Annotated in this window: 21 protein-coding genes; 15 read left to right on the top strand and 6 right to left on the bottom strand. The window is 62.4% G+C overall.

What is annotated here, in order from left to right; translation table 11 throughout:
- Positions 1-20 precede the first annotated feature (20 nt).
- The 3 genes from ACSQ3Z_RS19180 to ACSQ3Z_RS19170 form a co-directional block, all read right to left on the bottom strand.
- On the bottom strand, positions 21-1,214 hold the full coding sequence (locus ACSQ3Z_RS19180) for a carbohydrate ABC transporter permease (protein ID WP_436172874.1): 1,194 nt from the start codon (positions 1,212-1,214) through the stop codon (positions 21-23).
- Positions 1,211-2,746 carry an ABC transporter substrate-binding protein gene (locus ACSQ3Z_RS19175; RefSeq protein ID WP_436172873.1) on the bottom strand — a complete coding sequence of 512 codons (1,536 nt, stop codon included), beginning with the start codon at positions 2,744-2,746 and terminating at the stop codon, positions 1,211-1,213. Before ACSQ3Z_RS19175 ends, ACSQ3Z_RS19180 begins: the two co-directional genes overlap by 4 nt.
- 70 nt (positions 2,747-2,816) lie before the next feature.
- Positions 2,817-3,455, bottom strand: a complete 639-nt coding sequence (locus ACSQ3Z_RS19170) for a GntR family transcriptional regulator (protein ID WP_436172872.1) — start codon at positions 3,453-3,455, stop codon at positions 2,817-2,819.
- 173 nt (positions 3,456-3,628) lie between these two features.
- On the opposite strand from ACSQ3Z_RS19170, the gene ACSQ3Z_RS19165 reads away from it, so the two are divergent.
- The gene (locus ACSQ3Z_RS19165) at positions 3,629-4,363 is read left to right on the top strand and encodes an SDR family oxidoreductase (RefSeq protein WP_366511189.1); all 735 of its coding nucleotides are present in this window, start codon (positions 3,629-3,631) and stop codon (positions 4,361-4,363) included.
- Positions 4,364-4,741: 378 nt separating this feature from the next.
- Here the strand turns inward: ACSQ3Z_RS19165 and ACSQ3Z_RS19160 are convergent, their stop codons facing one another.
- Entirely contained in the window at positions 4,742-5,983 is a 1,242-nt protein-coding gene (locus tag ACSQ3Z_RS19160; protein ID WP_436172871.1) for a tyrosine-type recombinase/integrase, read from the bottom strand.
- Between the two features lie 516 nt (positions 5,984-6,499).
- The gene (locus tag ACSQ3Z_RS19155) at positions 6,500-7,930 is read right to left on the bottom strand and encodes an NAD-dependent succinate-semialdehyde dehydrogenase (protein ID WP_436172870.1); all 1,431 of its coding nucleotides are present in this window, start codon (positions 7,928-7,930) and stop codon (positions 6,500-6,502) included.
- 136 nt (positions 7,931-8,066) lie between these two features.
- Between ACSQ3Z_RS19155 and ACSQ3Z_RS19150 the strand changes: the two genes are divergently transcribed.
- The 10 genes from ACSQ3Z_RS19150 (at position 8,067) to ACSQ3Z_RS19105 (ending at position 19,033) form a co-directional block, all read left to right on the top strand.
- Positions 8,067-8,723: a GntR family transcriptional regulator gene (locus ACSQ3Z_RS19150; protein WP_436172869.1), complete on the top strand. Its 657-nt coding sequence runs from the start codon at positions 8,067-8,069 to the stop codon at positions 8,721-8,723.
- A 3-nt stretch (positions 8,724-8,726) separates the two neighbouring features.
- On the top strand, positions 8,727-9,719 hold the full coding sequence (locus tag ACSQ3Z_RS19145) for a proline racemase family protein (protein ID WP_436172868.1): 993 nt from the start codon (positions 8,727-8,729) through the stop codon (positions 9,717-9,719).
- Positions 9,720-9,749: 30 nt separating this feature from the next.
- Positions 9,750-10,592: a transporter substrate-binding domain-containing protein gene (locus tag ACSQ3Z_RS19140; RefSeq protein ID WP_436172867.1), complete on the top strand. Its 843-nt coding sequence runs from the start codon at positions 9,750-9,752 to the stop codon at positions 10,590-10,592.
- Between the two features lie 74 nt (positions 10,593-10,666).
- Positions 10,667-11,320 carry an amino acid ABC transporter permease gene (locus ACSQ3Z_RS19135; RefSeq protein WP_436172866.1) on the top strand — a complete coding sequence of 218 codons (654 nt, stop codon included), beginning with the start codon at positions 10,667-10,669 and terminating at the stop codon, positions 11,318-11,320.
- On the top strand, positions 11,317-12,174 hold the full coding sequence (locus ACSQ3Z_RS19130; protein ID WP_436172865.1) for an amino acid ABC transporter ATP-binding protein: 858 nt from the start codon (positions 11,317-11,319) through the stop codon (positions 12,172-12,174). Before ACSQ3Z_RS19135 ends, ACSQ3Z_RS19130 begins: the two co-directional genes overlap by 4 nt.
- 86 nt (positions 12,175-12,260) lie before the next feature.
- Positions 12,261-13,739 carry an aldehyde dehydrogenase family protein gene (locus ACSQ3Z_RS19125; protein WP_436172864.1) on the top strand — a complete coding sequence of 493 codons (1,479 nt, stop codon included), beginning with the start codon at positions 12,261-12,263 and terminating at the stop codon, positions 13,737-13,739.
- Between the two features lie 14 nt (positions 13,740-13,753).
- The gene (locus ACSQ3Z_RS19120) at positions 13,754-15,448 is read left to right on the top strand and encodes a GMC family oxidoreductase (RefSeq protein ID WP_436172863.1); all 1,695 of its coding nucleotides are present in this window, start codon (positions 13,754-13,756) and stop codon (positions 15,446-15,448) included.
- 17 nt (positions 15,449-15,465) lie between these two features.
- Entirely contained in the window at positions 15,466-16,248 is a 783-nt protein-coding gene (locus ACSQ3Z_RS19115) for an HpcH/HpaI aldolase family protein (protein WP_064987889.1), read from the top strand.
- A gap of 24 nt (positions 16,249-16,272) precedes the next feature.
- Entirely contained in the window at positions 16,273-17,538 is a 1,266-nt protein-coding gene (locus tag ACSQ3Z_RS19110) for an NAD(P)/FAD-dependent oxidoreductase (RefSeq protein WP_436172862.1), read from the top strand.
- Positions 17,539-17,593: 55 nt separating this feature from the next.
- On the top strand, positions 17,594-19,033 hold the full coding sequence (locus tag ACSQ3Z_RS19105) for an NAD(P)-dependent oxidoreductase (RefSeq protein ID WP_436172861.1): 1,440 nt from the start codon (positions 17,594-17,596) through the stop codon (positions 19,031-19,033).
- A gap of 420 nt (positions 19,034-19,453) precedes the next feature.
- Here the strand turns inward: ACSQ3Z_RS19105 and ACSQ3Z_RS19100 are convergent, their stop codons facing one another.
- Positions 19,454-20,632 (bottom strand): acetyl-CoA C-acetyltransferase, encoded by a 1,179-nt coding sequence (locus ACSQ3Z_RS19100; RefSeq protein ID WP_436172860.1) that lies wholly within the window; start codon positions 20,630-20,632, stop codon positions 19,454-19,456.
- A 132-nt stretch (positions 20,633-20,764) separates the two neighbouring features.
- Between ACSQ3Z_RS19100 and ACSQ3Z_RS19095 the strand changes: the two genes are divergently transcribed.
- From ACSQ3Z_RS19095 to ACSQ3Z_RS19080, 4 genes are read left to right on the top strand one after another with little or no spacing between them, the layout of a single operon-like run.
- Positions 20,765-22,711: an acetoacetate--CoA ligase gene (locus ACSQ3Z_RS19095; protein WP_436172859.1), complete on the top strand. Its 1,947-nt coding sequence runs from the start codon at positions 20,765-20,767 to the stop codon at positions 22,709-22,711.
- Positions 22,708-23,859 carry a thiolase family protein gene (locus ACSQ3Z_RS19090; protein WP_436172858.1) on the top strand — a complete coding sequence of 384 codons (1,152 nt, stop codon included), beginning with the start codon at positions 22,708-22,710 and terminating at the stop codon, positions 23,857-23,859. Before ACSQ3Z_RS19095 ends, ACSQ3Z_RS19090 begins: the two co-directional genes overlap by 4 nt.
- The gene (locus tag ACSQ3Z_RS19085; protein WP_436172857.1) at positions 23,859-24,299 is read left to right on the top strand and encodes a Zn-ribbon domain-containing OB-fold protein; all 441 of its coding nucleotides are present in this window, start codon (positions 23,859-23,861) and stop codon (positions 24,297-24,299) included. Before ACSQ3Z_RS19090 ends, ACSQ3Z_RS19085 begins: the two co-directional genes overlap by 1 nt.
- Entirely contained in the window at positions 24,296-24,748 is a 453-nt protein-coding gene (locus tag ACSQ3Z_RS19080; RefSeq protein WP_436172856.1) for a MaoC family dehydratase, read from the top strand. Before ACSQ3Z_RS19085 ends, ACSQ3Z_RS19080 begins: the two co-directional genes overlap by 4 nt.
- Position 24,749 lies beyond the last annotated feature (1 nt).

The raw sequence follows: 24,749 nt of genomic DNA, 5'->3' as shown, positions 1-24,749 counted from the left end.
AGCCCGTGAGCCTTGTGCTGTCATATTGGCCTGAGCCGCTTAAGGACGACGTAGTTGAAGAAGGAGACACAAATCACAACCGTCACGAACAGCAGGAGATAAGCTATCGCCGCGGAATCGCCGAGGTTAAGTGCACGCCAGGCGAAGAAGGAATGGAGCGTCATCGACTCGGTTGCGATCCCCGGACCGCCGGCGGTCATGATGTTGGGCAGGTCGACGAGTTTGAACGCCTCTATGACGCGGATCAGCATGACAGTCGCCGCGACGGGGGCGATCTGCGGCCACGCGATTTCGCGAAAGATCTGCCAACCGCTGGCGCCGTCTACCTGGCCGGCCTCGACCAGATCCCGCGACACGCTTTCCAGGGCGGCGAGAAGGATGACGAAAATAAACGGTATCCACTGCCACGAATCGCCGACAACGATGAACAGGCGGGCCGTCCAAGCGTCGCTGGCCCAAGCGAAATTGCCAAGTCCGACCCATTGCCACGCCGGCGCGAAGGGCCCCTTCGTAGTATCCGCCAGCATGCGGAAGGTATAGCCGATGCTGATTGGCGTAATCATCAATGGCAGGAAGAAGACGACCCGAAAAAAGGTCCGGCCCTTGATAGGCTGGGCGCAGAGCAGCGCAAGGCCGAGACCGATCAGGAACTGCACGGTGCAGCCGACCAAGACGTAGAAAATCGTAACGCCCAATGTGCCGAACGGATTGCCGCTGAGAAGCGTCGCCGAAAAAAGAAGCGCAAGTGCGAAGGCAAGACTCGCCGAGATCAGGCGGCCGATAAAACCGATGATCTTGAAGCCGGTCGAAGCGTAACGATACAGCCACCATAGGAGAAGGGCCGCGACGATGCTTGTCACCGCCCAACCAAGGGGCCTCATAGTCGTGAAGGTGCCGAGGAAATGAAACTGGTCGCTGCCGAAGAGTTGCTTCCTGAAATTCTGCAGGCCGACAAAGGTTACTGTGTACGAGCCACCACCAAGACGCATTCTAGAGAAAGCCAGTATCAAGGAAGCAATCGTCGGAAAGACCGAAAAGAGCAAAATCGCGAAGACTGCAGGTGCGATGAAGAGCCGACCCGAATGGCGGTCCAGCCATTCACTCAGGCGGATTCGCGTCTCTGTCACCCTGGACCGGTCGGCCGGGACGGAACGCCCCGACCGACCACGTGTCGACGCCTCGATATTTGAGGTCACTTCCGAGCCACTGTTCATTTGGTAATGCCGAGCGAGGCCTTGTACATGCCCTTCTGCTTGTCCCGGCCGAACTGCTCGGTGATTTCCTCCCAGCCAGCTTCGACGTTGGCCACTGCCTGTTCCGCGGTGATTTCACCAGCGATGAAGCGCGCCAGTTCCCGATCCAGGACAACACCCTCATACTCGGCCGTTCCGGGAATCTTCAGATCGGACGCCATATTCGGGTTGTTCAAGCTGGCTTTGATCGCGCCGAGATAGTTGTTCGCCGATTCCTCGGTGAACCCGGCCTCAATCCAAGGGGCGAGGTTTTCGAGTTGCGAGATGCGGTAAGGATTGTAGCCGGTCCAACCCATGGTGACGTCGATGTTCGATTGAGCGGCTTGGTTGCAATAGGAAAGAAAGTCATAGGCCGCCTGCTTGACCTTGTCGTCCGCCTTAGCGTTGATCACGCCGGACCAGCCGCCGAAAGCTGCGAACGGCGAGTAGTTGATACCGTCAATGGCGTGCGGGCAGCGTTGGGCATCACAGGCAACGAGCTTGCCCGTGGCGCGATCCAGCACCTTGGTGGTGCCAGGCATGATGATCGAGCCCATCTTGTTCTTGATCGCGGCGCCGGCGGGATCGATAGACAGCGGGCCGACATCGCCCCAGTCGATCACCTGCGCGCAACGACCGGCCTGGAGAAGTGCACGGGTGTCGCCGACATCATGATTAGCTTCGTCGGGCGGCCCGTATTCGCCCGTCGCCTTGTAGATGCGGAAGGCTTCAGCCCAGGCCTCGTTGTTGACCAACGGCTTCATCGTATCCGGATCGAAGAACATACCTTCACCGGTCCCCTGCGTCTGCACATAAGCGGCTGCGAACGACATAACGGCGAAGTAGGACTGGGCGTTGCGCTTCTTGAACATGCACGAGCCGAAATCCGGCTGGCCGTCGCCGTTCAGATCCTGACCGTTGGTCGCCTTCGCAACCGCAAGATACTCGTCCCAGGTGCGCGGCGGCTTGAGGCCCATTTTGTCGAGGATGTCCTTGCGGTAGTAGGCCATCTGGAAGTCGCCGTCGATAGTGATGGTGTAGGTCTTGCCGGCGACCTTCTGGTTGTATTCGCGGAAGAACGGCGCAATGTCCGCGACATCAATCTTGTCGTCCTTGGCGATGTAGGGCGACAGGTCCTCGATCAAACCGCCGTCGACCAATTCCGGCACCCAGCTCGCCGCGAGAACGGCAACGTCAATCGAGTTGGTCCCGGTCGCCCAGTCGGTCAGCGTCTTCTGGAATATTTCGGCGAACGGCACCTCGGTCACTGTAACGGTGGCGCCGGTCACCTTAGTGAACTCCTTGCCGTGATCGTCAAGGCGCTTGGCGATGACGGGGCCTGGCCGCGTCAGGATTCGTATGGTGACCCCGTCATACTCGCCGGCGACCGCCGATTGAGCGCTCATCGCCAAGACGCCTGCAACGCCTATGGCGCCCACCACGAGGGGGCTCACAATCTTTCCAATACGTCCCATTTGGTTCCTCCTTTTGTGTGATCCGGTCCAATGTCCCAAGAAGGCACTTCCTCCCTACAAGGCGCACCGAGAAACCGGTTCGCCGATCGCGCCTGACCAGGCGCCTTATTCACGGCTCGAACAAATTGGGGTGCCGAGCCGCGAATTTCTTCAGCTCCACCATGACCGCGTCGAGATGACGGGCCATCGCGGCGGCTGATTTATGTGAATCTCGAGTCTTCAGCGCAGCCACTATGGCGCGGTGCTCGCGATAGGTGTCTGGAGTGCGGCCGGGCGCTGGCAACATCAGCCGCCGCGTACGCTCGACCTGAGCGCGGGTAGATTCGACCGCTTCGGCGATGCGGCGCATGGCCAATCGCTCGAACAACATGGTGTGGAAGCGCACGTCGAGCGCATAGAACTCGTCCCAGTCTTGCGTACTCAAAGCGGCCGCCTGATAGCCGAGATTGCGGTCAAGACGATCCAGTGTCGCTTCGTCGATTTGTGAAGCGATGTTGTAAACGGTGGCGACTTCCAGGGCCCGGCGAACGAAGGCCGCTTCGGCGATGTCGGAGAGCCGGATGCGGGCAACGAACGTCCCTTTCTGCGGCTCGACCTCGACCAGGCGCTCCTCGACCAGACGCAACACAGCTTCGGCCACCGGCTGGCGCGACACGCGCAGCCTAGCGCAGACTTCGTTCTTGTCGATGCGGGCGCCGGGTTCGAGCGTAAGCCCGACGATGGCGGCGCGAAGGTCCTCATAGACCATCGCCGCTTTCGACAAGCCGCGTCGGACGTGCGTCAAAGCGGCAGGGCTCGCAAAGGCCAAGGCCGTTCACTCCCATGAAGGCGGCCCAACGTGGACAGTTAAATGTTAGCATGATTAGATGGCGTGACAAGCTGGCACATGCGACAAAATCCAAGGTTGTCCAACCGAGGGGTATGATCGTGAATCAGTCGATCCGCGGTAAGGTTGCCATCGTGACCGGAGCAAGCTCAGGCATCGGGCGAGCGATTGCGCGGCTGTTTGCTGCGGAGGGCGCCAGACTTGCCCTCGCCGCCCGTTCGACCGACAAGCTAGAAAAGCTCGCTGGTGAAATCGGACCGGCGCCGCTCATCCTGTCGATTGATCTTGCCCAGCCAGTGGAGGTCGAGCGGATGGTCGCCGAAACGCTCGCCCATTTCGGTCGTGTCGATGTGCTGATGGCCAATGCGGGCGTCTATATTCCCGGAGAAGCCGCAGAAGGCGATCCCAGCGCCTGGGACAACCTTCTCGCCGTCAACGTGAGCAGCGTATTTCGCAGCGTGCGAGCGGTATTGCCTGGTATGATTGCGCAAGGGTCGGGCGACATCATCGTGACCAGCTCCATCGCCGGCCATCAGGCCCTACGGGGGGAGCCCGTCTACAGCGCGTCCAAGCATGCCGTGCAGACTTTCGTTCACACGGTTCGCCGCCAGGTCGCACCGCACAACATTCGTATCGGGGCGGTGGCGCCCGGCACCGTTCTCAACGAATTGTGGGGCGTGACCGATCCTGCAGAGGTCGATCGGCGCGCAGGGTTGCGCGAGGGTCTCCGGTCCGAGGATGTCGCCGAAGCTTGTTTGTGGGTTCTCACGCGGCCGCCGAACGTCACCATCCGTGACCTGGTGATGCTGCCACAGAATCAAGATATCTGAGCCGACCACCCTCCCGTAGACACTGCAACGAGTCAGTGCCGTTGCTGCGGGCTGGCGAGGATAGGCATCTTTGAGAGTCCCGTGGCTCTCGCCCACCGTCTCAACGAGCGCTCATGACCCGAGTGGGGTCCATCGATTGAGCGCCGTTAGAAGGTCCGCTTCTGAGGCACACAGCGGCCATTCGTCCGAATCCGGACAAAACGTCCGCGAATGGCGCACCCGCGACCTCCAGCGCGGTGGTCGGTAATGTCCGCTTTAAGGCAGTGGCACAGCTAACTTTAATGACCGAGATGCGGCGCAAAGCTGCCGTCTACGTCGCGGTGGATATGATCGGCTTCGGGTCAAATCTTCGCGTTGATACGCCCCAGCCGCCTGCAGCTAGGCCGCCTTTCTGGCTCGATCCTTGCTGAGCATCGCTCTGACGAACTGATCCCACTTTTCCATGCCGGCACGCTTTTCCGGCATGTAGTTCCAGCGGTCGTAGCTCTTCGAGCTGACGTCGTGCAGGGCATGGTTCTGGATGCGGTCGCGGATCTCCTTTGAGATGCCTGCCTTGCCGGCGAGCGTCTTCCAGGTTCTTCGCAGATCGCGGTTCGTGACGATCGGGATGACGTTGCGCTCGCGCTGCCGCCAGATGAAGCTGTAGAGCGTGGCGTGGCTGACCGGCTTCGACGGGTCCATCGCGGAGGAGAAGAACCAGCCATGCTTGTTGGGCTTGATTGACTCGATCAAGTCCGCTGCGAGAGAGGGAACAGGAATGGCATGCGGCCGGCTGCTCTTCGTCTTCGACCAGTCGATGATCCCCTCAGTCGCATCCCACTGGTCGACATGGAGGCGTGCGATCTCCTCGACCCGCTGCCCGGTCAGCATGATGATGCGCACGGCGCGTGTATAGGGCGGATGCACCGGAGCATCGGGGCACTCCAGCCAGCGATAGAGCCGCACGAATTCGTCCTCGTCGAGCCAGCGGCTACCAACGGTCTTCGGCTCGGTCGGGATGCCGGCGGCTGGGTTGTAGACCAGGCTGAAGCGACGAGGGGAGGTGGTGCGGTAGTCATGCTCCGACTTCATGCCCCAACTGTAGGCGGAACGGATGTAGCTTCGGACATGGTCGGCCATGGCACGGGCGCCGCGCTCATAGATGGGGCGGATGACGTCGGCGACCTCGTCGGGCTCGATCTCGCGGGCAGGGCGGTTGGACCCGAGCGTGTCGGCTATCCTGTTGAGGCCCTTCTCGACCTCCTTCCAGGACGGCTTGCCATTCTCCTTTAGGGACTGGACGTAAGCCTCGAACAAATCAGCGACAGTTCCGGGTCGGCTATCGCTTGCGATCTTGATGCTGCGGCCCTTCTGGATGAGGTTGGCATAATCGCGCTTGAACACTTCACGGGCTTGGGCGAGCGACATCGAGGGGTAGTTGCCGAGTTTCGCCTTGGACCGCTTTCCATCGCGCCACTGCTGTGCCATCCACTCGGCGGTGACGCGCCTCGGCATCGGCTTCAGCACGAGCACAAGGCGGCCGGTACCGCGGCCTTCTCCATCGGTGAGGCTCACCTGCTTTCCCGACTTCTCCACCCGTTTGATGGCTTGGCGGAGGGCTCCGTCGGTGAGACTTGGCATGCGGCAGGGCTCTTGCAAACTGGGATCGGCTAGCCCTCGCGGATTGGTGGCGGTTAGGCCTCCGATCGACAAGAACCACCCCCAATATGCAAAATGCCGCCCCCAGTACGCAAGCCCAAAAATGTCAGTGAATCAGCGGTATTGAACGTGATCCAGCGTGGCTTTTGAGGGGCAGGTAGGATGGCTGTGCACCAGGATTTTCGTACTGTTTTGCTTCGAGACGAATTCGCCATTCAGATGACCGCCATCAGCGAACGTCAGTATCGGTGGTTTTCAATATGGTCGGCCATCGGTGGCGGGACGATACGGGCAGACTTTTGATTTTGGCCCACGAAAAATCCAATGAAATCAACGTTCCTGTTACATCCTGCTGGCCCACCATTATCGTTATTTATCAATAAGTTAGCTTAGTTTATTTGCCTCGGTTAGCCAATTCAGGTTGGCGAACCACCATACATCCCATTGAATTCCTTGATTTATGGTGGGCTACCGAGGATTGCCATCGATTGCTGCCCCCTACATCTCGGTTACGAACTTTGTCCGCAGATATGCATCGAGGCCTTCGACGCCGCTCTCCGAGCCATAGCCGGATTCATTGACGCCGCCGAACGGCGTTTCCGGTGTCGACACCATCATATGGTTGACACCGACCATACCGGCGTCCAGCGCCGCCTCGGTCTTTTGGGCAAGGCTGAGATTGCGCGTGAAGACAAAGGAGGCTAGCCCGTAAGGCAGCGAGTTTGCCCGCTCGATCATGTCGTCGAAGGTGGAGAAGGTGGTTGTCGGCGCGATCGGCCCGAACGGCTCCTCGGACATGATGCGCGCCGTGTCCGGCACGTCTTTCAGCAATGTCGGTGCGTAAAAGTAGCCCTTGTTGCCGATCCGCTTGCCACCGGTGACGACCGTCGCGCCTTTCGTCGTTGCATCGCTGACGAAACCGTCCATGGCGTCGAGCCGCCGCGGTGCGATCATCGGGCCCATCTGCACGCTTTTGTCGAGGCCGTCGCCGATCTTGAGCTTTTCGGCGCGCGAGGCAAAACCGTCGATGAAGCGGTCATAGACAGCTTCGTGCACGTAGAAGCGGGTCGGCGAGGTGCACACCTGGCCGGCATTGCGGAACTTGAAGGTGACGACCGTATCGAGCGTCTTGTCGAGATCGGCGTCCTCATAGACGATGACCGGGGCGTGGCCGCCGAGCTCCATGGTGCAGCGCTTCAACGTATCCGCCGCCTGCTTCTGCAACAGCTTGCCAACCGCCGTCGATCCGGTCAGCGAGACCTTCCTCGGGATCGGTGAGGCGATGAGATAGGACGAGACCTTGGCCGGCTCGCCGAACACGATGTTGAGTACGCCCGCCGGCAGTCCGGCGTCATGGAAGCAGCGGGCTATGGCGACGGCGGTTCCCGGCGTTTCCTCCGCCGGCTTCACGATGATCGAGCAGCCGGCGCCCAGCGCGCCCGAAATCTTGCGGATGACATTGCTGGCCGGAAAGTTCCAGGCGGCGAAGGCGACCACCGGCCCGACCGGTTCCTTGAGCACCATCTGCCGCACGCCGGGCAGCCGGGCAGGGACGATGCGGCCATAGGCGCGCTTGCCTTCTTCCGCGTACCAGCGGGTCGCATCGGCGGCGAACTGCACTTCGCCCGTGGCCTCGGCCAGCGCCTTGCCGTTTTCCATCGTCAGGATGCGTGCGATGGTGTCCTTGCGCTGCTCGATCAGGTCGGCCGCCTTGTCCATGATCGCCCAGCGCTGCATCGCGGTCATCGTCTTCCACAGCTTGAAGCCCTTGAGCGAGGCCGCGAGCGCACGGTCGAGATCGGCCTCCGAGGCATGCGGCACGCTTGCCAGCACCTCCTCGGTGGCGGGATTGATCAATGGTTCGGACTTGCCGTCCGATCCCTGACACCACACACCGTCAATCAGCAGCTCGATCGTCTCTGGATACATGTCCTGGCCCTTTCCGGCCCGGCGGCACGCGGGAAGCCGCCGGCAGATTGCACGTCACAAGAAAATGTCCGTGATGGCTTGACCTGTACATTGTATACAGTATGGTGTCGACATGATTTTAGCGCGCATCCAAAAATTGTCAGTCGCCATCCCGGAGAATCTCGCCGAGATGCTCGAGGAGGAGATCATCTTCGGTCGCCTCAAGTCGCGGGAGCGGTTGACCGAGGAAATGGTCGCCGCACGCTACGGCGTCAGCCGGTCGCCGGTGCGTGAGGCGCTCAGACTGCTCGAGCGCGACGGCTTGGTGATGCGCGAGGCCAGGCGCGGCATCTGGGTTTCGCCGATGTCGCAGCGCGATTTCGATGAGGTCTACACATGCCGCATCGAACTCGAAGGGCTGGTTGCCAAGCAGGCGGCGGAATCCGCCGACATCGAAAAGAAGGCGGAGTTCAAGAACCTTTTGTCGGAGCTGAAGCAGGCCCAGGCCAGGAACGATGCCCGGCAGTTCTTCATCGTCGACGTGCGCGGCTCGTTCCTGACCTACACGCTGGCCGGCAACAAGACGCTGACGCGCCTGCTTGGCGGGCTGGAAAAGCAGGCTTTGCGCTATCGCTACCACGCCTACGAGCAGGATCCGAAGATCATCCAGCTGTCGCTCGACGATACGGCCCGCATCTATGACGCGATCACGGCTGGCGATGGCGAAAGCGCCAAGGCGATGACCGAAAACCTCATCCGGGAAATCTGGCAGAGCATGCGGGCCGGCATTCGCGACGCCTTCGGAGAGGGCTAGGTCGTGTCCAGCTTCTCGTCAGCGTTCAGCGTCATCGATTCCCACACGGCCGGCCACCCGACGCGCGTCATCCTCAGCGGCGTTCCGAAACTCTCAGGTTCGAGCGTACGGGAGAAGCGCGACCATTTCCGCCAGCACCTCGATCACCTGCGCTCGGCACTGCTGCATGAGCCGCGCGGCCATGCGGCCATGGTCGGTCTGGTGCCGGTCGCCTCTGAAGTCGCCGACTATGGCGCGTTTTTCATCTCGTCTTATGTCTATCTCGACATGTGCGGTCACGGCACGATCGGCTTTGCCAGGACGCTGGCCTTCACGGGCCAGATCTCTTTCGAAACCGGCGATAGCTTCACGCTGGAGACGCCGGCCGGGATCGTCACGGTTCATCTGAACTGGAACGAAGACGGCTCGCTCGATCGGGTTCGGATCGCCAATGTCCCAAGCTATGTTGGGCTCGAGCAGCTGAGCGTTGCCGTCGAAGGCGTAGGCAAGGTCGATGCGGCAATCGTCTATGCCGGCATGTGGTACGCGCTGGTGGACGCGGCTTCGCTTGGATTGAAGCTCGTCCCGGACAGCGCGTCAGCCCTGATGCAACTCGGCGCCAGGATCAAGGGCGCGATCAAGGCGGCGACGCAGGGCATGCCGCTGTTCGCCGGCGCTACCGCGCCGAGCGTGCTCTTCTACGATGCTGACAGCGAAAACTCGGCGACGCATTTCCTTGTCCTGGAATCCAACAAGTTCGACCGCTCGCCCTGTGGCACCGGGACCTCGGCACGGCTGACATATCTGCTGCAGAAGGGGCTGATCGGCCCCGACCAGACCTATCATGCCAGGAACATCCTTGGCATTCCGTTCGAGGCACGCCTGCAAGGCCGCGCCCAGGTCGAAGGCCGGGACGCGATGATTGTCGAGATCGAGGGCGCCGCCTTCATCACCTCGACCCAGACCATCTACTTCGAGAAGAGCGACCCTCTCTCGCAGGGATTTTTATGCCGCTAATCAACCAATAACTCAGAAAAGGGGAATGAAATGAAACTCACAGTCATTCGTACGTTCATAGCCGCCTTGACCATCGGCCTCGGCCTGCTCTCGGCACCCATCGCCGCTTCCGCGGACGACAATCCATCCGCTGTCATCGATCAGATCCGCGCCAGCGGCGTGCTGAAGGTTCCGGTGATGACCGGCGAGGAGCCGGGCTACATCAAGGATCCGGCCACGGGCCAGTGGAGCGGCTTCTACTACGAGTTCCTCGGCGAGATCGCGACCCAGCTCGGCGTCAAGCTCGAGCCTGTCGAGACCACCTGGGGCAATCTGGCCGCCGACTTCCAGTCCAACAAGATCGACATCGCCATCGGCGTCAACCCGAACCCGAAGCGCGGCCTTGTCGTCGATTATCTTTGGGAGCCGCTGTTCACCGACGCCTGGGCCGTGCTGACGCCTCCCGGCAAGCCGGTCAAGACCTGGGCCGAACTGAACTCACCGGACAAGACCGTCGTCGTCCAGAAGGGCAGCACGATGCAGGTCGTTGCTGAAGCGTTGCTGCCGAAGGCCAAGATCACGCCGGTGGAAGATCGCGGCCTGGCACTGATGGAACTCCAGGCTGGCCGAGCCGACGGCGTCGTGTTTTCCATCTTCGATGCGCTGCAGATCACCAACCAGAAAATCGGCAATGTGTCGCTTCCCGAGCCGATCCTGCGCAATCCGGCGACGCTTGCCGTTGCACGCAAGCCCGGCAATGCGGGCTTCATCAACTTCCTGACCAACTGGATCCTGCAGGAGCGTTCGCTCGGCCTCGCCCAGGGCAAGCTTGCCCGCTCTTGGGAAGCCCGCGGCATCGACTTGTCGATCCTTCCGGCAGGCTTCAGCTTCTGATTGCAACAGCCTGACCGCCGCATGGCGCGGCGGTCAGGCCACCACTGGGCGTGCATCGAGCCAGTGAGGACATCATGTTCGACTATACAGTCATAACCAACAATATCGGGTTGCTCTGGCAGGGCCTCCTGATGACGATCTATTTCACCGTGATCACGATCGGCGCGGGCATGCTGATTGGCCTGTTCATCGGGCTTATCCAGCTGAGCACGTTTAAGCCGCTGGTCATCCTCGGCCAGATCTATGTCGAGTTCTTCCGCAACATTCCGCTGCTCGTCACACTGCTCTGGGTCTACTACGCCTTCCCGATCTTCGCCGGCATCAATGTCACCAAATTCTGGGCCGGCTTCATCGGGCTGAGCTGCTACGTCGGTTCCTTCTACGCCGAAATCCTGCGCGCCGGCGTCCAGTCGGTCGATCCAGGCCAGACGGACGCGGCGACCGCGATCGGCATGTCCTACGGCCAGCGCATGCGCCGGATCATCCTGCCGCAAGCCTTCCGCAAGATGATCCCGCCGCTCGCCGGCCAGTCGATCATCCAGATGAAGAACACGACGCTGCTGTCGATGATAACGGTTCCAGATCTCCTCTATCAGGCAAGCTATATCAGCAGTTTCACCTATCGGCCGATGGAAGTTTATACCGCCGTCGGCGTCATCTTCCTGATCATCCTGATCCCGCTGACCCTCTTGTCCAGGAAACTCGAAAGCAGAGGGAGCCTGAAATGAGCGCCAGTGAACCAAGCGCCGTGACAGACAAGAACGACAAGCCTGTCCTGCGGCTGGATGGCATCTGCCTGAAGTTTGGCGACAAGCGCGTGCTCAACGGCATCGATCTCTCGGTCGTCGAAGGCGAGGTTGTCGTGCTGATCGGCGCCAGCGGATCGGGCAAGACGTCGCTGCTGCGCTGTATCAATCTGCTCAACGTGCCGACCAGCGGCAGCATCGTCATCGATGACGAGACGCTGTTCAGCAGGCAGGCCGATGTCAAGGGCGCCCAGATACCGGCCCAGGAGGTCAACCGCATCCGCTCCAAGACCGGCATGGTCTTCCAGCAGTTCAATCTGTTTCCGCACATGACGGCGCTCGAAAACGTCATGGAAGGCCCGGTCATCGTCAAGAAGGAGCCGAAGGAGCAGGCGCGCCAGACCGCGCTGAAGCTTCTCGACCTCATGGGGCTGTCGCAGCATGTGGAAAAATATCCGCGCCAGCTTTCCGGTGGCCAACAGCAGCGGGTCGCGATCGCCCGGGCCATGGCCATGCAGCCGAAGGTGATGCTGTTCGACGAGCCGACTTCGGCTCTTGATCCTGAACTGGTCGGCGAAGTCATGAAGGCGATGGTGGAGCTGGCCAAGAGCGGCATGACCATGGTGATCGTCACCCATGAGTTGGGCTTTGCCTTCGAAGTCGCCGATCGGGTCGTGTTCCTCGACCAAGGGCTGGTCGCCGAGCAGGGGCCGCCCTCCAAGGTCCTGCTGCATCCTGAACATCCGCGTCTGAAGAGTTTTGTCGGACGCTTCCATGAATCGGCGGATCTGCTTCGCCCGTTCCTCGAGGCGCGTGAGGCTGAGAAGGCGTGCTGAAGGGCACGCCTTCTTCGCGCACAACAGTCTAGCGGACATCGTCGAATGCGGCCCCTTTCGAGTTGGCCGCAAAAGGAAAGACATCGATGACATTGAGTTTCGAACCCGCCACAATCGCCGTTCCAAGGGGCCACCATATCGGGGGACGATTCATTGAATTGCCCGGCACGGAGATCGAGGTGCTCAGGCCGTCCGATCTCCAGCCAATGGGTCTTGTCACTGACGGCGACGAAGCCGCGGTGCAGCAGGCCGTCGATGCCGCAAAAAGGGCGCTGGCGCAGAGCCGCTGGGCGAAGATCGCGCCGCGCGATCGTGCCGCCGCGCTCATGCGTTTCGCGGCCTTGATCGAACAGAACGCCACCTATCTCGGACAGCTTGAGGCGATGGGATCGAGCCGGCTGATCTCGATGACGATTGCCCGCGACGCGGTGCGCACCGCCGGCGTCGTGCGCTACTACGCCGAGTTCTGCGACAAGACCGAAGGCACGGTCACCTCGACCGAAGCGAATGCGCTCAGCATCGTCAAGCATGAGCCTTACGGCATTGTCGGCGCGATCGTTCCCTGGAACTTTCCGATGATCACGGCGGCCTGGAAATTCGCCCCGGCGCTGGCCGCCGGCAATGCGGTGGTGATGAAGACCTCCGAACTGACCCCGCACAGCCTTCTTGCCTTGGCGGAGCTCGCGGCCAAGGCCGGCGTTCCCGCCGGCCTGTTCAATGTCGTCAACGGCTATGGTCACACGACGGGAGCGGCGATCGTGCGGCATCCCGATATTTTGAAAATCTCCTTTACCGGCTCGACGCAGACGGGTGCCGCGATCATGACGCTGGCGGCCCAGTCCGGCATCAAGCCGGTCACCCTCGAACTTGGCGGCAAAAGCCCGCAGCTGGTGTTTGCCGATGCCGGTGACATCGATGTCGTGGCCGGCCGCGTCGCGGCGGCGTTCATGGACAATGCCGGTCAGGTCTGCACGGCGGGCTCGCGCCTGATCGTCGAGGACAAGATCGCCGACGAACTTGTCGAGCGCGTCATTGCCAGGACCAAGGCGATCAAGGCCGGACCGACCTGGGACGCGACGACGACCTTCGCGCCGATCATCAGTCGCAAGCAGCTTGAGCGCATCGATACCATGGTCCGCGCCAGCATCGGCGAGGGCGCCTCGGTGGTCACCGGCGGGACGGTGCTCGAAGGCCGCAACGAAGGCAACTTCTTTGCGCCGACGATCCTGGAGAACGTCGCCGACGACAATATTGGTTTCAAGGAGGAGTTTTTTGGCCCGGTGCTGACGGTGCGCACGTTTGCCGATCTGGAGGAAGGCCTCGCCCAGGCGGCGCACCCGGTCTACGGGCTTGCCGCCAGCGTCCACACCACGGATTTGAAGAAGGCGCTCAAGGCGGCGGATTCGATCGAGGCCGGCATGGTCTGGATCAACCAGCACGGGCGCGGCCCGGAGTTCACCTATCCGGCCGGTGGCTACAAGGGCTCCGGCTTCGGCAAGGATATGGGCCGTGCCGGTATCGAGGCGTTCCTGCGCCAAAAGGCCATCTGGGCCAATTACGCCTGAGCGAGCGCAAGCACATGCAATTCGATTACATCATCGTCGGCGGCGGCTCAGCTGGAGCCGTGCTTGCCAGCCGTCTTTCGGAAAACGGCATCAAGCAGGTCGCTCTCTTCGAAGCCGGGCCCGATACGCCGCCGGACGATGTCCCTGAGGTGATCGCGGACAGCTATCCCGGCCTTTCCTATTTCGACCCAAAATACCATTGGACGGAGCTGCGCGTCTTCAACCGATCGCCGAAGCAGAACGCGCAAGTGGTCAAGACGGCCAAGCTCGAACAGGCCAAGGTGATGGGTGGCGGCTCCAGCATCAACGGCCAGTTCGCCGTGCGCGGCCTGCCGCACGACTATGACGAATGGGAAGGTCTCGGCCTGCCCGGATGGGGATGGGACGGCATGCTGCCCTACCTGAAGAAACTCGAGCGCGACCTCGATTTCGATGGCGAGCTTCACAACAAGACCGGCCGGATTCCGATCCGCCGCGTCTTTCCGCAGGACTGGGCCGGTTTCACCAAATCCGTGCTCAAGCAGACGGAAGGCGAGTATCCCTACCGACCGGACTACAATGGCAGTTTCGAGGACGGATCGTTCCCGCTGCCTTTGTCAAACGAGAACGACCGTCGCGTGTCGACGGCGATCGGCTATCTAGACGCCGAGGTGCGCGCCCGCAAGAACCTTCATATCTTCGCCAACGCCTTCGTCGAAGGGCTGATGAGTGAGGGGACCCGCATCAATGGGGCCAGGGTGACCATCGATGGTCAGACGAAGATCTACAACGCCAACGAGACGATCGTTTCGGCCGGGGCCCTCCATTCGCCGGCCATCTTATTGCGCGCGGGCATCGGGCCGGCGGCTCAACTGAAGCGGCTGGGCATCGAGGTCATTGCCGAGCGCCCTGGTGTCGGCGAGAACCTGACCGACCACCCGCATCTGGCCGTCGGCGCCCATTTCAAGAAGTCCGCGCGGCTGCGGCCCGGTCAGCGACGGCACATCTTTCTCGGCGTCAGATACTCCTCGAACCATGCCGGCTGCCATCCGGGCGACATGCTGCTGATGCCGGTCAATCGCGCCGGCTGGCACCCGCTTGGCAAGGCGATGGGCGCGCTCAACGTCTGCGTCAACAAATCCTATTCGCGCGGCACCGTCACCTTGAAGTCGGCGGTCCAGACCGATGAACCGATCGTCGATCTGAACATGGCCTCCGACGGCCGCGACCTGATGCGCCTGGTCGACGGCTTCAAGCGCATTTGCAGGATCATGGAAGCGCCTGAGGTCCGCCAGCACGTCAACACATGGTTCCTGGCCGGCTATAGCGACGAAGCCCGCGCACTCAGCGTCCGCAAGCCGTGGAACTGGGTCAAGACGGCGACCGCCGCCTATCTGTTCGACTACGCGCCCTTCTTCCGTGAGACCTTGCTCAGGCGCAAGTTCGGCACCACCGACCGTATCCACGCAATGCTCAAGAACGAAGAGCTGATCGCCGATTGGGTCAAGCAATCCGTCTGGTCGGGCTGGCATGTCTCGGGCACCTGCAAGATGGGCGCCGATAGCGATCCGCTGGCGGTGCTCGATGCCGAGTGCCGCGTGCGCGGCGTGCAGGGCCTGCGCGTCGTCGACGCCTCGATCATGCCGACGATCGTCGCTGCCAACACCAACATCACGACGATCGCCATCGCCGAAAAAGCGGCGGACCTGATTCTGAATTCCCGACAATAGCAAAGGATCTCAAGGCTATGCGCAAGAACAAGGTGAAGGATATCTGGGCTGCCGGCGGCGAAGTGGTGACGGGCTGGCTCGGCATTCCATCGTCGATCTCCGCGGAACTGATGGCCCAGCAGGGCTGGGATGCGCTGACGGTCGACCTCCAGCATGGCGCGACCGACTATGTCGACGCCGTGCCGATGCTGCAGGCGATCTCGACGACGGACACGACGCCGATGGTGCGCGTACCGTGGAACGATCCGGCGATCATCGGCAAGGTGCTCGATGCCGGCGCCTATGGCGTGATCTGCCCGATGGTCAACACCGCCGAAGAAGCGGACGCCTTCGTCAAGGCCTGCCGCTATTTCCCTAAGGGCGGCCGCAGCGTCGGCCCGCTGCGCGCCTCGCTCTATGCCGGCGCGGACTATTTCCAGCATGCCAACGACACCATCATCACCATGGCGATGATCGAGAGCGAGCAGGCGGTGAAGAACCTGGAAGACATCCTGAAGACGCCCAACCTCGACGCCATCTTCGTCGGTCCGTCGGACCTTGCCGTCACCATGGGCGAGGCGCCCGGTTTCGATCCGCGCTATCCGGCGGTCTATGAGGCGATCGAATACATTGCCGCCAAGTGCAAGGAGGCCGGCGTCATTCCGGGCATCCATTGCGGCTCGGTCGCCTATGGCGTCGACATGCGCAAGCTGGGCTATCGCTTCATGGCCTATCTCTCCGACTTCCGCATGCTGCAGCAGATGGTAGCGCGTTCCCTTCCGGCGTTCCGCGCCGGCACGCCGAGCGCGATCGCGCCCTGATCGGCACAATCCGGACAGATTGCCATGACATCGACAAGCACGCGACGCGGCAAGGTGACGGTCATCGGCGCCGGCATCATCGGCGTCTGCACCGCGAACTATTTGCTTGAGCAGGGTTTTGCCGTCGAGGTGGTCGATCCGGCCTTGCCGGGGTCGGAGGAGCAATGCTCCTTCGGCAATGCCGGCGGCATCTGTCCAGGATCCTGCATCCCGAATTCGATGCCGGGCGTGCTCGGCAACGTGCCGAAATGGCTGATGGATCCGGATGGTCCGTTGATCGTGCGGCTGGCCTACTTGCCGCACGCGCTGCCTTGGCTGCTGCGCTTCCTCGCCGCCAGCCGCAAGCCGCGCGTCGAGGAGATATCGGCGGCGATGCGCTCACTGCACCGCTATACATTTGAGTGCTACGAGCCGTTGATCAAGGCTGCCGGCTGCGAGGATCTTTTGCAGAAGCGCGGCCAGCTTTTCGTCCACGAAACGGTCGACGGCCCGTCGAAGGGCGCCTATGGTCTTGGGCTGCGTCGCGAACACGGCGTCAAGGTCGACATCCTCGATGCAGACGAAATCCGCCAACTCGAACCGGCCCTGGCGCCGATCTTCAAGAGTGCTGTCTATTTGCCCGAACAGGGGCAGTGCCCAAATCCCGGCCGGCTTGTCGCCAGGCTCGCCGAACATGCCGCGCGTCAGGGCGCCTGCTTCGCGCGCGCACGCGTGGCCGGCTTCGAAATGGCGGCCAACGGTCCGTCGGCGCTGCAGCTTGAAGGTGGCGGGCGCATCCCGGTCGAAACCGTGGTGCTGTGCGCCGGCGCCTGGTCGGGCGATCTCGCCCGCAAGCTTGGCGACCGCATTCCGCTCGAAAGCGAGCGCGGCTACCACATCATGGTCAAGGGGGCCGATACTGGCCTGCGCATCCAGACCATTTCGGCCGACCGCAAGTTCGTCGCCTCGCCCATGGAGGACGGCCTGCGGATCGCCGGCAATGTCGAATTCGCCGGCCTGAAGGCGCCCGCCAACATGAACCGGGCGGATGTTCTTCTCAAACAGGCGCGGCCGATGTTCCGGAAATTGGAGGTCGGCGAGGTAACGCGCTGGATGGGGCACCGGCCGGGCACGCCCGACAGCATTCCGGTCATCGACCGGGCGTCGCGGGCAAGGAACGTCATCTATGCCTTCGGTCACGGCCATCAAGGTCTCATCGGCGGCGCCGTCACCGGCAAGATCGTGTCGCAGCTTGCTGCCGGTTTGCCGCCAGCGATCGATCTGACACCCTTCCGGGCGGATAGGTTCTGATTCAGAGCGTGCTGCTGTACCGGCAGGCCTTTCCGTTCTTGCATGGGGAAACGACGTGACAGCGAACACCAATACACAGGCCGAGAACCCAATCGATCCGCAACGCGGCTACACCGTGCTGATCTGCGATCTGATCGGCCTGCGCTTCGGCCCCGACGGCAAGCCTGATTCAAGCGAAGTGCGTGCGCATGTTGAGGCCAAGGGCGGCCGCTTCCACCCGTCCGCGCTTGGCGACAAAGCGGGCCTGGAGCGGGGCCGGGTGCATTTCTTCTACCAACCGGACCTCAGTACCCAGGAGGAGTTGATCGAAGTCGCTGGCGACGGACGCTATGACGCCGTCATCGCCGCCGCGACCTTTCTGCCTGCTGAGACCGTCTTTCCGCTAGCTGGCGTGCGGATCGGTGCCGGCACTGGTAATATGGGATCGCGCTCCTGGGGCGGCGGCAGTGGCGAGGGCGGCACCGCGGCGCTGATGAACACGCCCGGCATCAACAGCCGCGCCACGGCGCAGATGGTGATGAAGGCGATCCTGAAAGTGCTGCCGGATCTTCCGGTCGACAGGCTTCACGAGCGTGTGGCGCGCGGCGCCTTCGACACCGGCAGGGAGCTGCGCGATTTTCCGACCGAAAAACTCGAAGGCAAGACCATCGCGATCATCGGCTATGGCAATATCGGCCGCGAGGTGGCCAAGCTCGCCCGCGCCTTCGGCATGCGCGTGGTGATCCATGCAAGGCCTAGGCATCGCGACTGGATAGAAGCCGAGGGTTTTTCCTTTGCGGCGGACCTTGCCGACGCGGCTGATGGCGCCGATGTGCTCAGCGTCCATGTCGGCCTGGGCAAGCAGGACGCGCAAAGCGGCCGCTACGCCAATGCCGGACTCGTCGGCGCGGATGTCCTGTCACGCATGAACAAGGGCGCGGTGCTGGTCAACTATGATCGCGGCGAGCTTGTCGATATTGCGGCGCTTGGCGACGCGCTGGATGCAGGTCAGGTACGCCACGCAGCTATCGATGCCGATCTCTTCAGCGATGTATCGACCGGGCGTCTTTCCGGTCCGATGCTGCCTTATCTCGACCTCGTCGAGAGGCATGGCGACAAACTTGAGCTTCTGCCGCACGCTGCGGCCGACACGGATCATCCCTCGCGAGTCGCCGGCGCCAAACAGGCCGTCGACCAGATATTCGATGTCATCTGCCGCCAGTCGGTGACGAACGCAAAAGGTACCGTGCCACCAAGGTATTTTTCTCTGGGGGCAACCACCCCCTCTGGCGTCGGGCCGGTGACGGGAAGCGATCTTTTGAATCTGACCCCTCAGGAATGCTCTGAATTCGCCGATCTCTGTGATCGGCAAGCCCGGCTGTGGAAGGCTCTTTCAAGCGCGCGGCCGGACGAGCGCAGCAAGATCGCCGCCGAACAAGGCGAGGGGCTCGTCCAGCTGATAAACCGTCTTTGCTTTGGAGTTGAAAAATCGAACCTCAGAGGGCCGTATCACTAATATGCCGAATATGTTGTTCTCGGATAGCGCGAGCCAGCAGGCAGTGTTTTTGGTCTGCATTAATCACCTCTCTTCTTCGGGTCGCCACACCATACGAGGACATACGAAGGATATTGCTGGGCGAACCATCCGCTAACTGATTGATTTTGTTGAAAAGACGTCGTCCCTCAGCGACCAACATGATCGTTATCTATCAATAACTTAAGAAGCGGTTCGCCAATGTAGATTCAAGAAGTGGTCCAGATCCTCGCCGATCGCATTTGTCTTCTACTGAATGGCAGCTTTGCGCCGCAAGTCGGTCGTAGAGTTGAGCTTTGCCGTTGACCCAAAGCTGCCGTTCGTCGGATTATGACGTCAGTAGGCGGCGTGGCCAAGACCATGCCCAGTTCTCTCAGCCTAAAACTGCGCAGAGATTCAGCCTCATCGCTCCAAGCATATCGCCACGCCCTGGCCGCCGCCGATGCAGAGCGAGGCCAAGCCCTTGCGTGCCTGGCGCCTCGTCATCTCGTGGAGCAGCGTCACCACGATGCGGCAGCCGGATCCGGCGAGCGGATGGCCGAGCGCGATGGCGCCGCCGCTGATGTTGATGATCTCCTCGTTCCAGCCCATCTCGCGGTTGACCGCGATGGCCTGCGCGGCAAAGGCCTCATTGATCTCCATGACGTCGAGCTCGGATGGCTGCCAGCCGGCCTTCTCCAGCGCAAGGCGTGAGGCCGCGACAGGCCCCAGCCCCATGTCCATCGGCTCGACTCCCGCCGAAGCATAGGACGCAATGCGGGCGAGGGGTTCCAGCCCGAACTCCCTCATCCGTGTCTCCGACATAACCAGTACCGCCGCCGCGCCGTCATTGAGGCCGGAGGCGTTGCCGGCCGTGATTGTCCCCGCCGGGTCGAAGACCGGCTTCAGCCGGGCAAGTCCTTCGAGGGTGGTCGAGGGGTTTGGATGCTCGTCGCGGTCAACGACGACATCGCCTTGCCTAGTCTTGATCGAGACAGGGACAATCTCGTCGTCGAACCTTGCCGATCGAATGGCAGCGTCGGCTTTCTCCTGCGAGCACAGCGCGAAGCGGTCCTGCTCATCACGCGTGATCTGGTAGCGCTGCGCCAGGGACTCGACCGTGACGCCCATATGAACCTGATGGAAGGCGTCCCAGAGTCCGTCGGTGATCATGGAATCCCTCAAGATCTGATCGCCCATGCGCACGCTGCCGCGTATGCCGGAGATGAAATGCGGCGCCGACGTCATCGAGTCCTGCCCACCAGCGATCACGCAGTCTGCGTCTTCACAGCGAATGGCCTGCGCGGCGAGGTGGATCGACTTCTGGCCGGCGCCGCAGACCTTGTTGACGGTCATGGCCGGCACGCTGACCGGCAGGCCAGCCCTGAGCGATGCCTGCCTTGCCGGATTCTGGCCGGCGCCGCCGGTCAGTACCTGGCCCAAGATCACCTCGCTGACGGACTCAGGCGCAAGCCCGGTTTCGGCAAGCATCGCCTGAATGAGCTGCCCGCCCAGGTCCGCCGCCGAGAGACTGGCGAGCGCGCCGTTCAGCCTGCCGATCGGCGTGCGCTTGGCCGCGACGATATACACCGAATCCTTCAATTTCCTGTCCTCCACCTTTGCTGCACAGAGGGCTGTGTCGCCGCTTGACATTCTGGTTATAACCAATAATCTGAAAGCAACATGCAGACAAGATGATGGCTTCGCGCCGGCCTGCATTCCGGGAGGAAATCCATGTCATCCGTGCTTTGGACGCCGGCGCCAGCCGCGTTCCAATCGTCCAACCTTGCGCGCTTTTGTCTGGCCAACGGTTTCGACCCGCGCGACTACGAAACGCTGCATCGCTGGTCGGTCAGTGACCCCGGCGCGTTCTGGCGGGCGGTGTGGGACTTCGGCGGCGTGATCGGCGATCCCGGCGCGATTTCTCTCCTGCGCGATGATCTGGCGCCGATGACGGGCAGCCGTTTCTTTCCGGATGCGTCGCTCAATCTCGCGGAAAACATGCTGCGCGGCGACGAGGAAAAGTTCGCTGTCATCGAGGCCGACGAAGGCGGCCATTTTCGATCCTTCACCCTTGCCGAATTGCGGCGGCTCGTCGCCAGGACAGCACAAGGTCTTCGCGCGGCCGGCGTCGGCAAAGGTGACTGTGTCGGTGGCATCCTGCCCAATCGGCTCGAAGGTCTTGTCGCACTTTTGGCGACGCTTGCGGTGGGCGCCACCTGGTCGTCCTGTTCGCCGGATTTCGGCGCCGCCGCGATCGTCGATCGCCTTGGGCAGATTGGGGTCAAGGTTCTGTTCGCCGCGCCGCGCTACCGCTATGCGGGCAAGGAGCACGACATCTCCGAGCGGCTGGCGGAGATCGTTGCGGCGTTGCCGACCGTCCAGATAATGGTGCTGACCGGTAATGACGCCACAATGCCGAAATGTTCGGCGCAATCTGTCGGGTTGGACGATTTCGGCGACGACGGCGCGCTCGTCTTCGAACGCGTGCCCTTCGATCATCCGGCCTATGTGCTCTACACCTCGGGCACCACGGGTGCGCCGAAGGCGATTGTCCACCGCACCGGCGGCGTGCTGCTCCAACACCTGAAGGAGCATCTGCTGCATGGCGACGTTCGCGCGAGCGACGTGATGAGCTGGTACACCAACACAGCCTGGATGATGTACCATTGGCTGATCTCCGGCCTCGCCTGCGGCGCGGCTGTTGTGCTCTATGACGGCGCGCCGATCCTGAAGACCGCTGAGGGCCTCGACCCCAGTCCGCTCTGGAAAATGGCGCAGCGCGCGCGCGTTACCCATTTCGGCACCAGCCCGAAATATCTGGCGACGCTGGCCGCCGAAGGCTACGCGCCGGGACGTCTGCACGACCTGTCTTCGCTGCGCTCCCTGCTCTCGGCCGGCGCACCGGTCTCTCCCGGCCAGTTCGACTGGGCCTACGAACATGTGAGGCAGGACATGATCTTCGCCTCGATCTCGGGCGGCACCGAGATCATCGGCTGTTTCCTGCTCGGGTCGCCGATCCATGCCGTTCGCCGTGGCGAATTGACCGTCAAAGGGCTGGGCCTCGCGGTTGCTGTCATGGACGAGCGCAATGCGCCGGTCATCGGCCGGCAGGGTGACCTCGTCTGCACCGAACCATTCCCGTCCATGCCTCTGACCTTCTGGGGCGAGGATGGCGACGCGCGCTACCACGCTACCTATTTCGCGGCGCGCCCGGAAATCTGGACGCATGGCGATGTCGCAGAGATGACCGCCTATGGCTCGGCCGTCATCCACGGCCGCTCGGACACGACGCTGAAGCCCGGTGGCGTGCGCATGGGCACGGCCGAAATCTATGCCGCCTGCGAGAGCTTCGCCGAGATCGAGGATTGCCTGGTCTTCGGCGCGCCGGTCGAAGGCGACGAAGAGATCGTGCTGTGCGTCAAGCTGAACGACGGTTTTGGCCTCACGCCCGAACTTGCCGCGCAAATCCGCCGCGTGATCCGCGAGGGCGCATCGCCCCGTCACGTACCGCATCGCATCCACGCCGTGCAGGCCGTGCCCTACACGCTCAACGGAAAGAGGGTCGAAGGCGCTGCGCGAACGACGCTCGAAGGCAAGCCGGTGAAAAATACGGCTTCGCTCGCCAATCCCGCATGCCTCGACGAATACCGCGCGCTCGACAGGAGCAGAGCGGCATGAACCGGGCCAAGGGAGCGATCGTCGGCATCGGCGAATTGAAGCCGCAACGCCTGACCAGTGGCGTGACGACGCTGGAAATGATCGCCGAGGTCTCGCGTCTGGCGGTGTTCGACGCCGGGCTGGAACCGGCTGCGATCGATGGGTTGCTCGTCGGGCCGCAGGTTGGCGAGACGCCGCAACATGTTCCGGCGACCATCGCTGAGTATCTCGGGCTTGCGCCGACCATGGCCAATGTCGTCGACCTCGGCGGCGCTTCGGGTGCCGGCATGGTCTGGCGCGCGGCGGCGGCAATCGAGGCCGGCATGTGCGAGACGGTGCTGTGCGTGCTCGCCAACAATCGCGAGGAGGCAGCACCTCGCTCGCGCAACCGCAATCCGATCCGCGAGTTCGACGTGCCGTTCGGCGCCTCGGGCGCCAACATCTCCTACGCGCTGCTGATGCAGGCGCATATGGCGGAGTATGGTTCAACCGCGCGGGATTTCGCGCTGATCGCCGCGGCGGCGCGGGCCAATGCGCAGCTCAACCCCGACGCCATCTTCTTCGGCAAGCCGGCGGATGTGGAGATGGTGTTGGCCTCGCCGATGATCGCTTCGCCGCTGCATCTTTATGAAATCGTCATGCCGGTCGCCGGCGGCGAGGCGGTCGTCGTCACCTCGGCCGAACGCGCGCGCTCGCTGACAAAAAGACCCGTGCATCTGCTGGGGGCCGGCGAGAAGGTCACGCATCGCGCGGTCAGCCAGGCGCCCAGCCTCACCTCCGGTCCGCTGAAGAGCGCCATGGCGCGGGCCTTCGCGCAGTCCGGCACCAGGGCCGACGAGATGGATCTCCTGTCGCTCTATGACTGCTACACGATCATGATCGCCACGACGATCGAGGATGCAGGCCTCTGCGCGCCTGGCCAGTTCGGCGCATGGCTGCGCGACCACGACCTTTCCCACAATGGCGACAAGCCGCTGAACACCCATGGCGGCCAGCTCGGTTTCGGCCAGCCCGACCTTGCTGGCGGCATGACCCATGTCGTCGAAGCGGTGCGGCAACTGCGCGGCGAGGCGGGCGAGCGCCAGATCGGCAAGGCCGAGCTCGCGCTTGTTAGTGGCAATGGCGCGACGATGAGCGAGGCGACCGCGCTCGTGCTGGGAGCCGCCTGATGTCCGTCGATCTCAACGCCTTGAAGACCCCGGGTCCGACGATCACCGCGCTGACCCAGCCATTCTGGGATGCGGCGGCGCAAGGGCGGCTGAAAATCCAGCACTGCGAGGACTGCGGCAAGGCCGTGTTCTATCCGCGCCCAATCTGCCCGCATTGCTGGAGCAAGCGCCTGGTCTGGAAAGAGGCGTCCGGCAGGGGCCAACTGAAATCCTTTTCAGAAGTGCACAATCCAGGCCATCCCGGTTGGCTGCCGGCTGCTCCTTATGTGGTCGGTCTGGTCGAACTGGCCGAGGGCCCGACCATGCTGAGCTTCATCCTGCCGGGCACACGATCGCCCAGCGTAGGAGACGCGCTGCTGCTCGCGCCGACGGCGATCGGCGGCCGCGTCCTGTCAGCCTTCAAATCAGTCGAAACCGCAACAGAGGAGAAGCCGCAATGAGCACAGAGACGAAAGACGGCTGGGCAGGCGTGGTGAGGGGGCGCCCGCAAGTCGGCGCCTTTGCCGAGCGCACGCGCCGCACGCGCGTCAGCGACATCGAGGCCTTCACCGACATTACCGGCGACCGCAATCCGCTGCATTACGACCGCGCGCTGGCCGAGAAGTCGGTGTTCGGCAAATTGATCGTCCAGGGCGGCGTCACGTCAGGAATCCTCAACGCGCTGGTCGCCGAGGATCTGCCGGGACCCGGAACCGTGTTCCTTGAAGTCGCCTGGAAGTTCGTCAAGGCGGTTGGTGTTGATGAAGAGATCACCGGACGCGTCGAGGTCAAGGACGTGCGCCCCGACAAACCGATCTGCAAGATCGAGACATCAGTGCGCAACGGCCAGGGCGAGCTTTGTCTCACCGGCACGGCGACGGTGTTCACCGTGCCGCTGCAAGGCGCATGAT

It is taken from the genome of Mesorhizobium sp. LjNodule214, from assembly GCF_964252735.1.
Classification (GTDB): domain Bacteria; phylum Pseudomonadota; class Alphaproteobacteria; order Rhizobiales; family Rhizobiaceae; genus Mesorhizobium.
This window is presented reverse-complemented; position numbering and strand designations above follow the sequence as displayed.

Coding starts and splice junctions, on each gene's coding strand:
- ACSQ3Z_RS19110 (WP_436172862.1), top strand. CDS start 16,273: ATGACATCGACAAGCACGCGACGCGGCAAGGTGACGGTCATCGGCGCC.
- ACSQ3Z_RS19095 (WP_436172859.1), top strand. CDS start 20,765: ATGTCATCCGTGCTTTGGACGCCGGCGCCAGCCGCGTTCCAATCGTCC.
- ACSQ3Z_RS19090 (WP_436172858.1), top strand. CDS start 22,708: ATGAACCGGGCCAAGGGAGCGATCGTCGGCATCGGCGAATTGAAGCCG.
- ACSQ3Z_RS19170 (WP_436172872.1), bottom strand. CDS start 3,455: ATGGTCTATGAGGACCTTCGCGCCGCCATCGTCGGGCTTACGCTCGAA.
- ACSQ3Z_RS19130 (WP_436172865.1), top strand. CDS start 11,317: ATGAGCGCCAGTGAACCAAGCGCCGTGACAGACAAGAACGACAAGCCT.
- ACSQ3Z_RS19165 (WP_366511189.1), top strand. CDS start 3,629: ATGATCGTGAATCAGTCGATCCGCGGTAAGGTTGCCATCGTGACCGGA.
- ACSQ3Z_RS19180 (WP_436172874.1), bottom strand. CDS start 1,214: ATGAACAGTGGCTCGGAAGTGACCTCAAATATCGAGGCGTCGACACGT.
- ACSQ3Z_RS19135 (WP_436172866.1), top strand. CDS start 10,667: ATGTTCGACTATACAGTCATAACCAACAATATCGGGTTGCTCTGGCAG.
- ACSQ3Z_RS19160 (WP_436172871.1), bottom strand. CDS start 5,983: ATGCCAAGTCTCACCGACGGAGCCCTCCGCCAAGCCATCAAACGGGTG.
- ACSQ3Z_RS19155 (WP_436172870.1), bottom strand. CDS start 7,930: ATGTATCCAGAGACGATCGAGCTGCTGATTGACGGTGTGTGGTGTCAG.
- ACSQ3Z_RS19085 (WP_436172857.1), top strand. CDS start 23,859: ATGTCCGTCGATCTCAACGCCTTGAAGACCCCGGGTCCGACGATCACC.
- ACSQ3Z_RS19140 (WP_436172867.1), top strand. CDS start 9,750: ATGAAACTCACAGTCATTCGTACGTTCATAGCCGCCTTGACCATCGGC.
- ACSQ3Z_RS19120 (WP_436172863.1), top strand. CDS start 13,754: ATGCAATTCGATTACATCATCGTCGGCGGCGGCTCAGCTGGAGCCGTG.
- ACSQ3Z_RS19125 (WP_436172864.1), top strand. CDS start 12,261: ATGACATTGAGTTTCGAACCCGCCACAATCGCCGTTCCAAGGGGCCAC.
- ACSQ3Z_RS19080 (WP_436172856.1), top strand. CDS start 24,296: ATGAGCACAGAGACGAAAGACGGCTGGGCAGGCGTGGTGAGGGGGCGC.
- ACSQ3Z_RS19115 (WP_064987889.1), top strand. CDS start 15,466: ATGCGCAAGAACAAGGTGAAGGATATCTGGGCTGCCGGCGGCGAAGTG.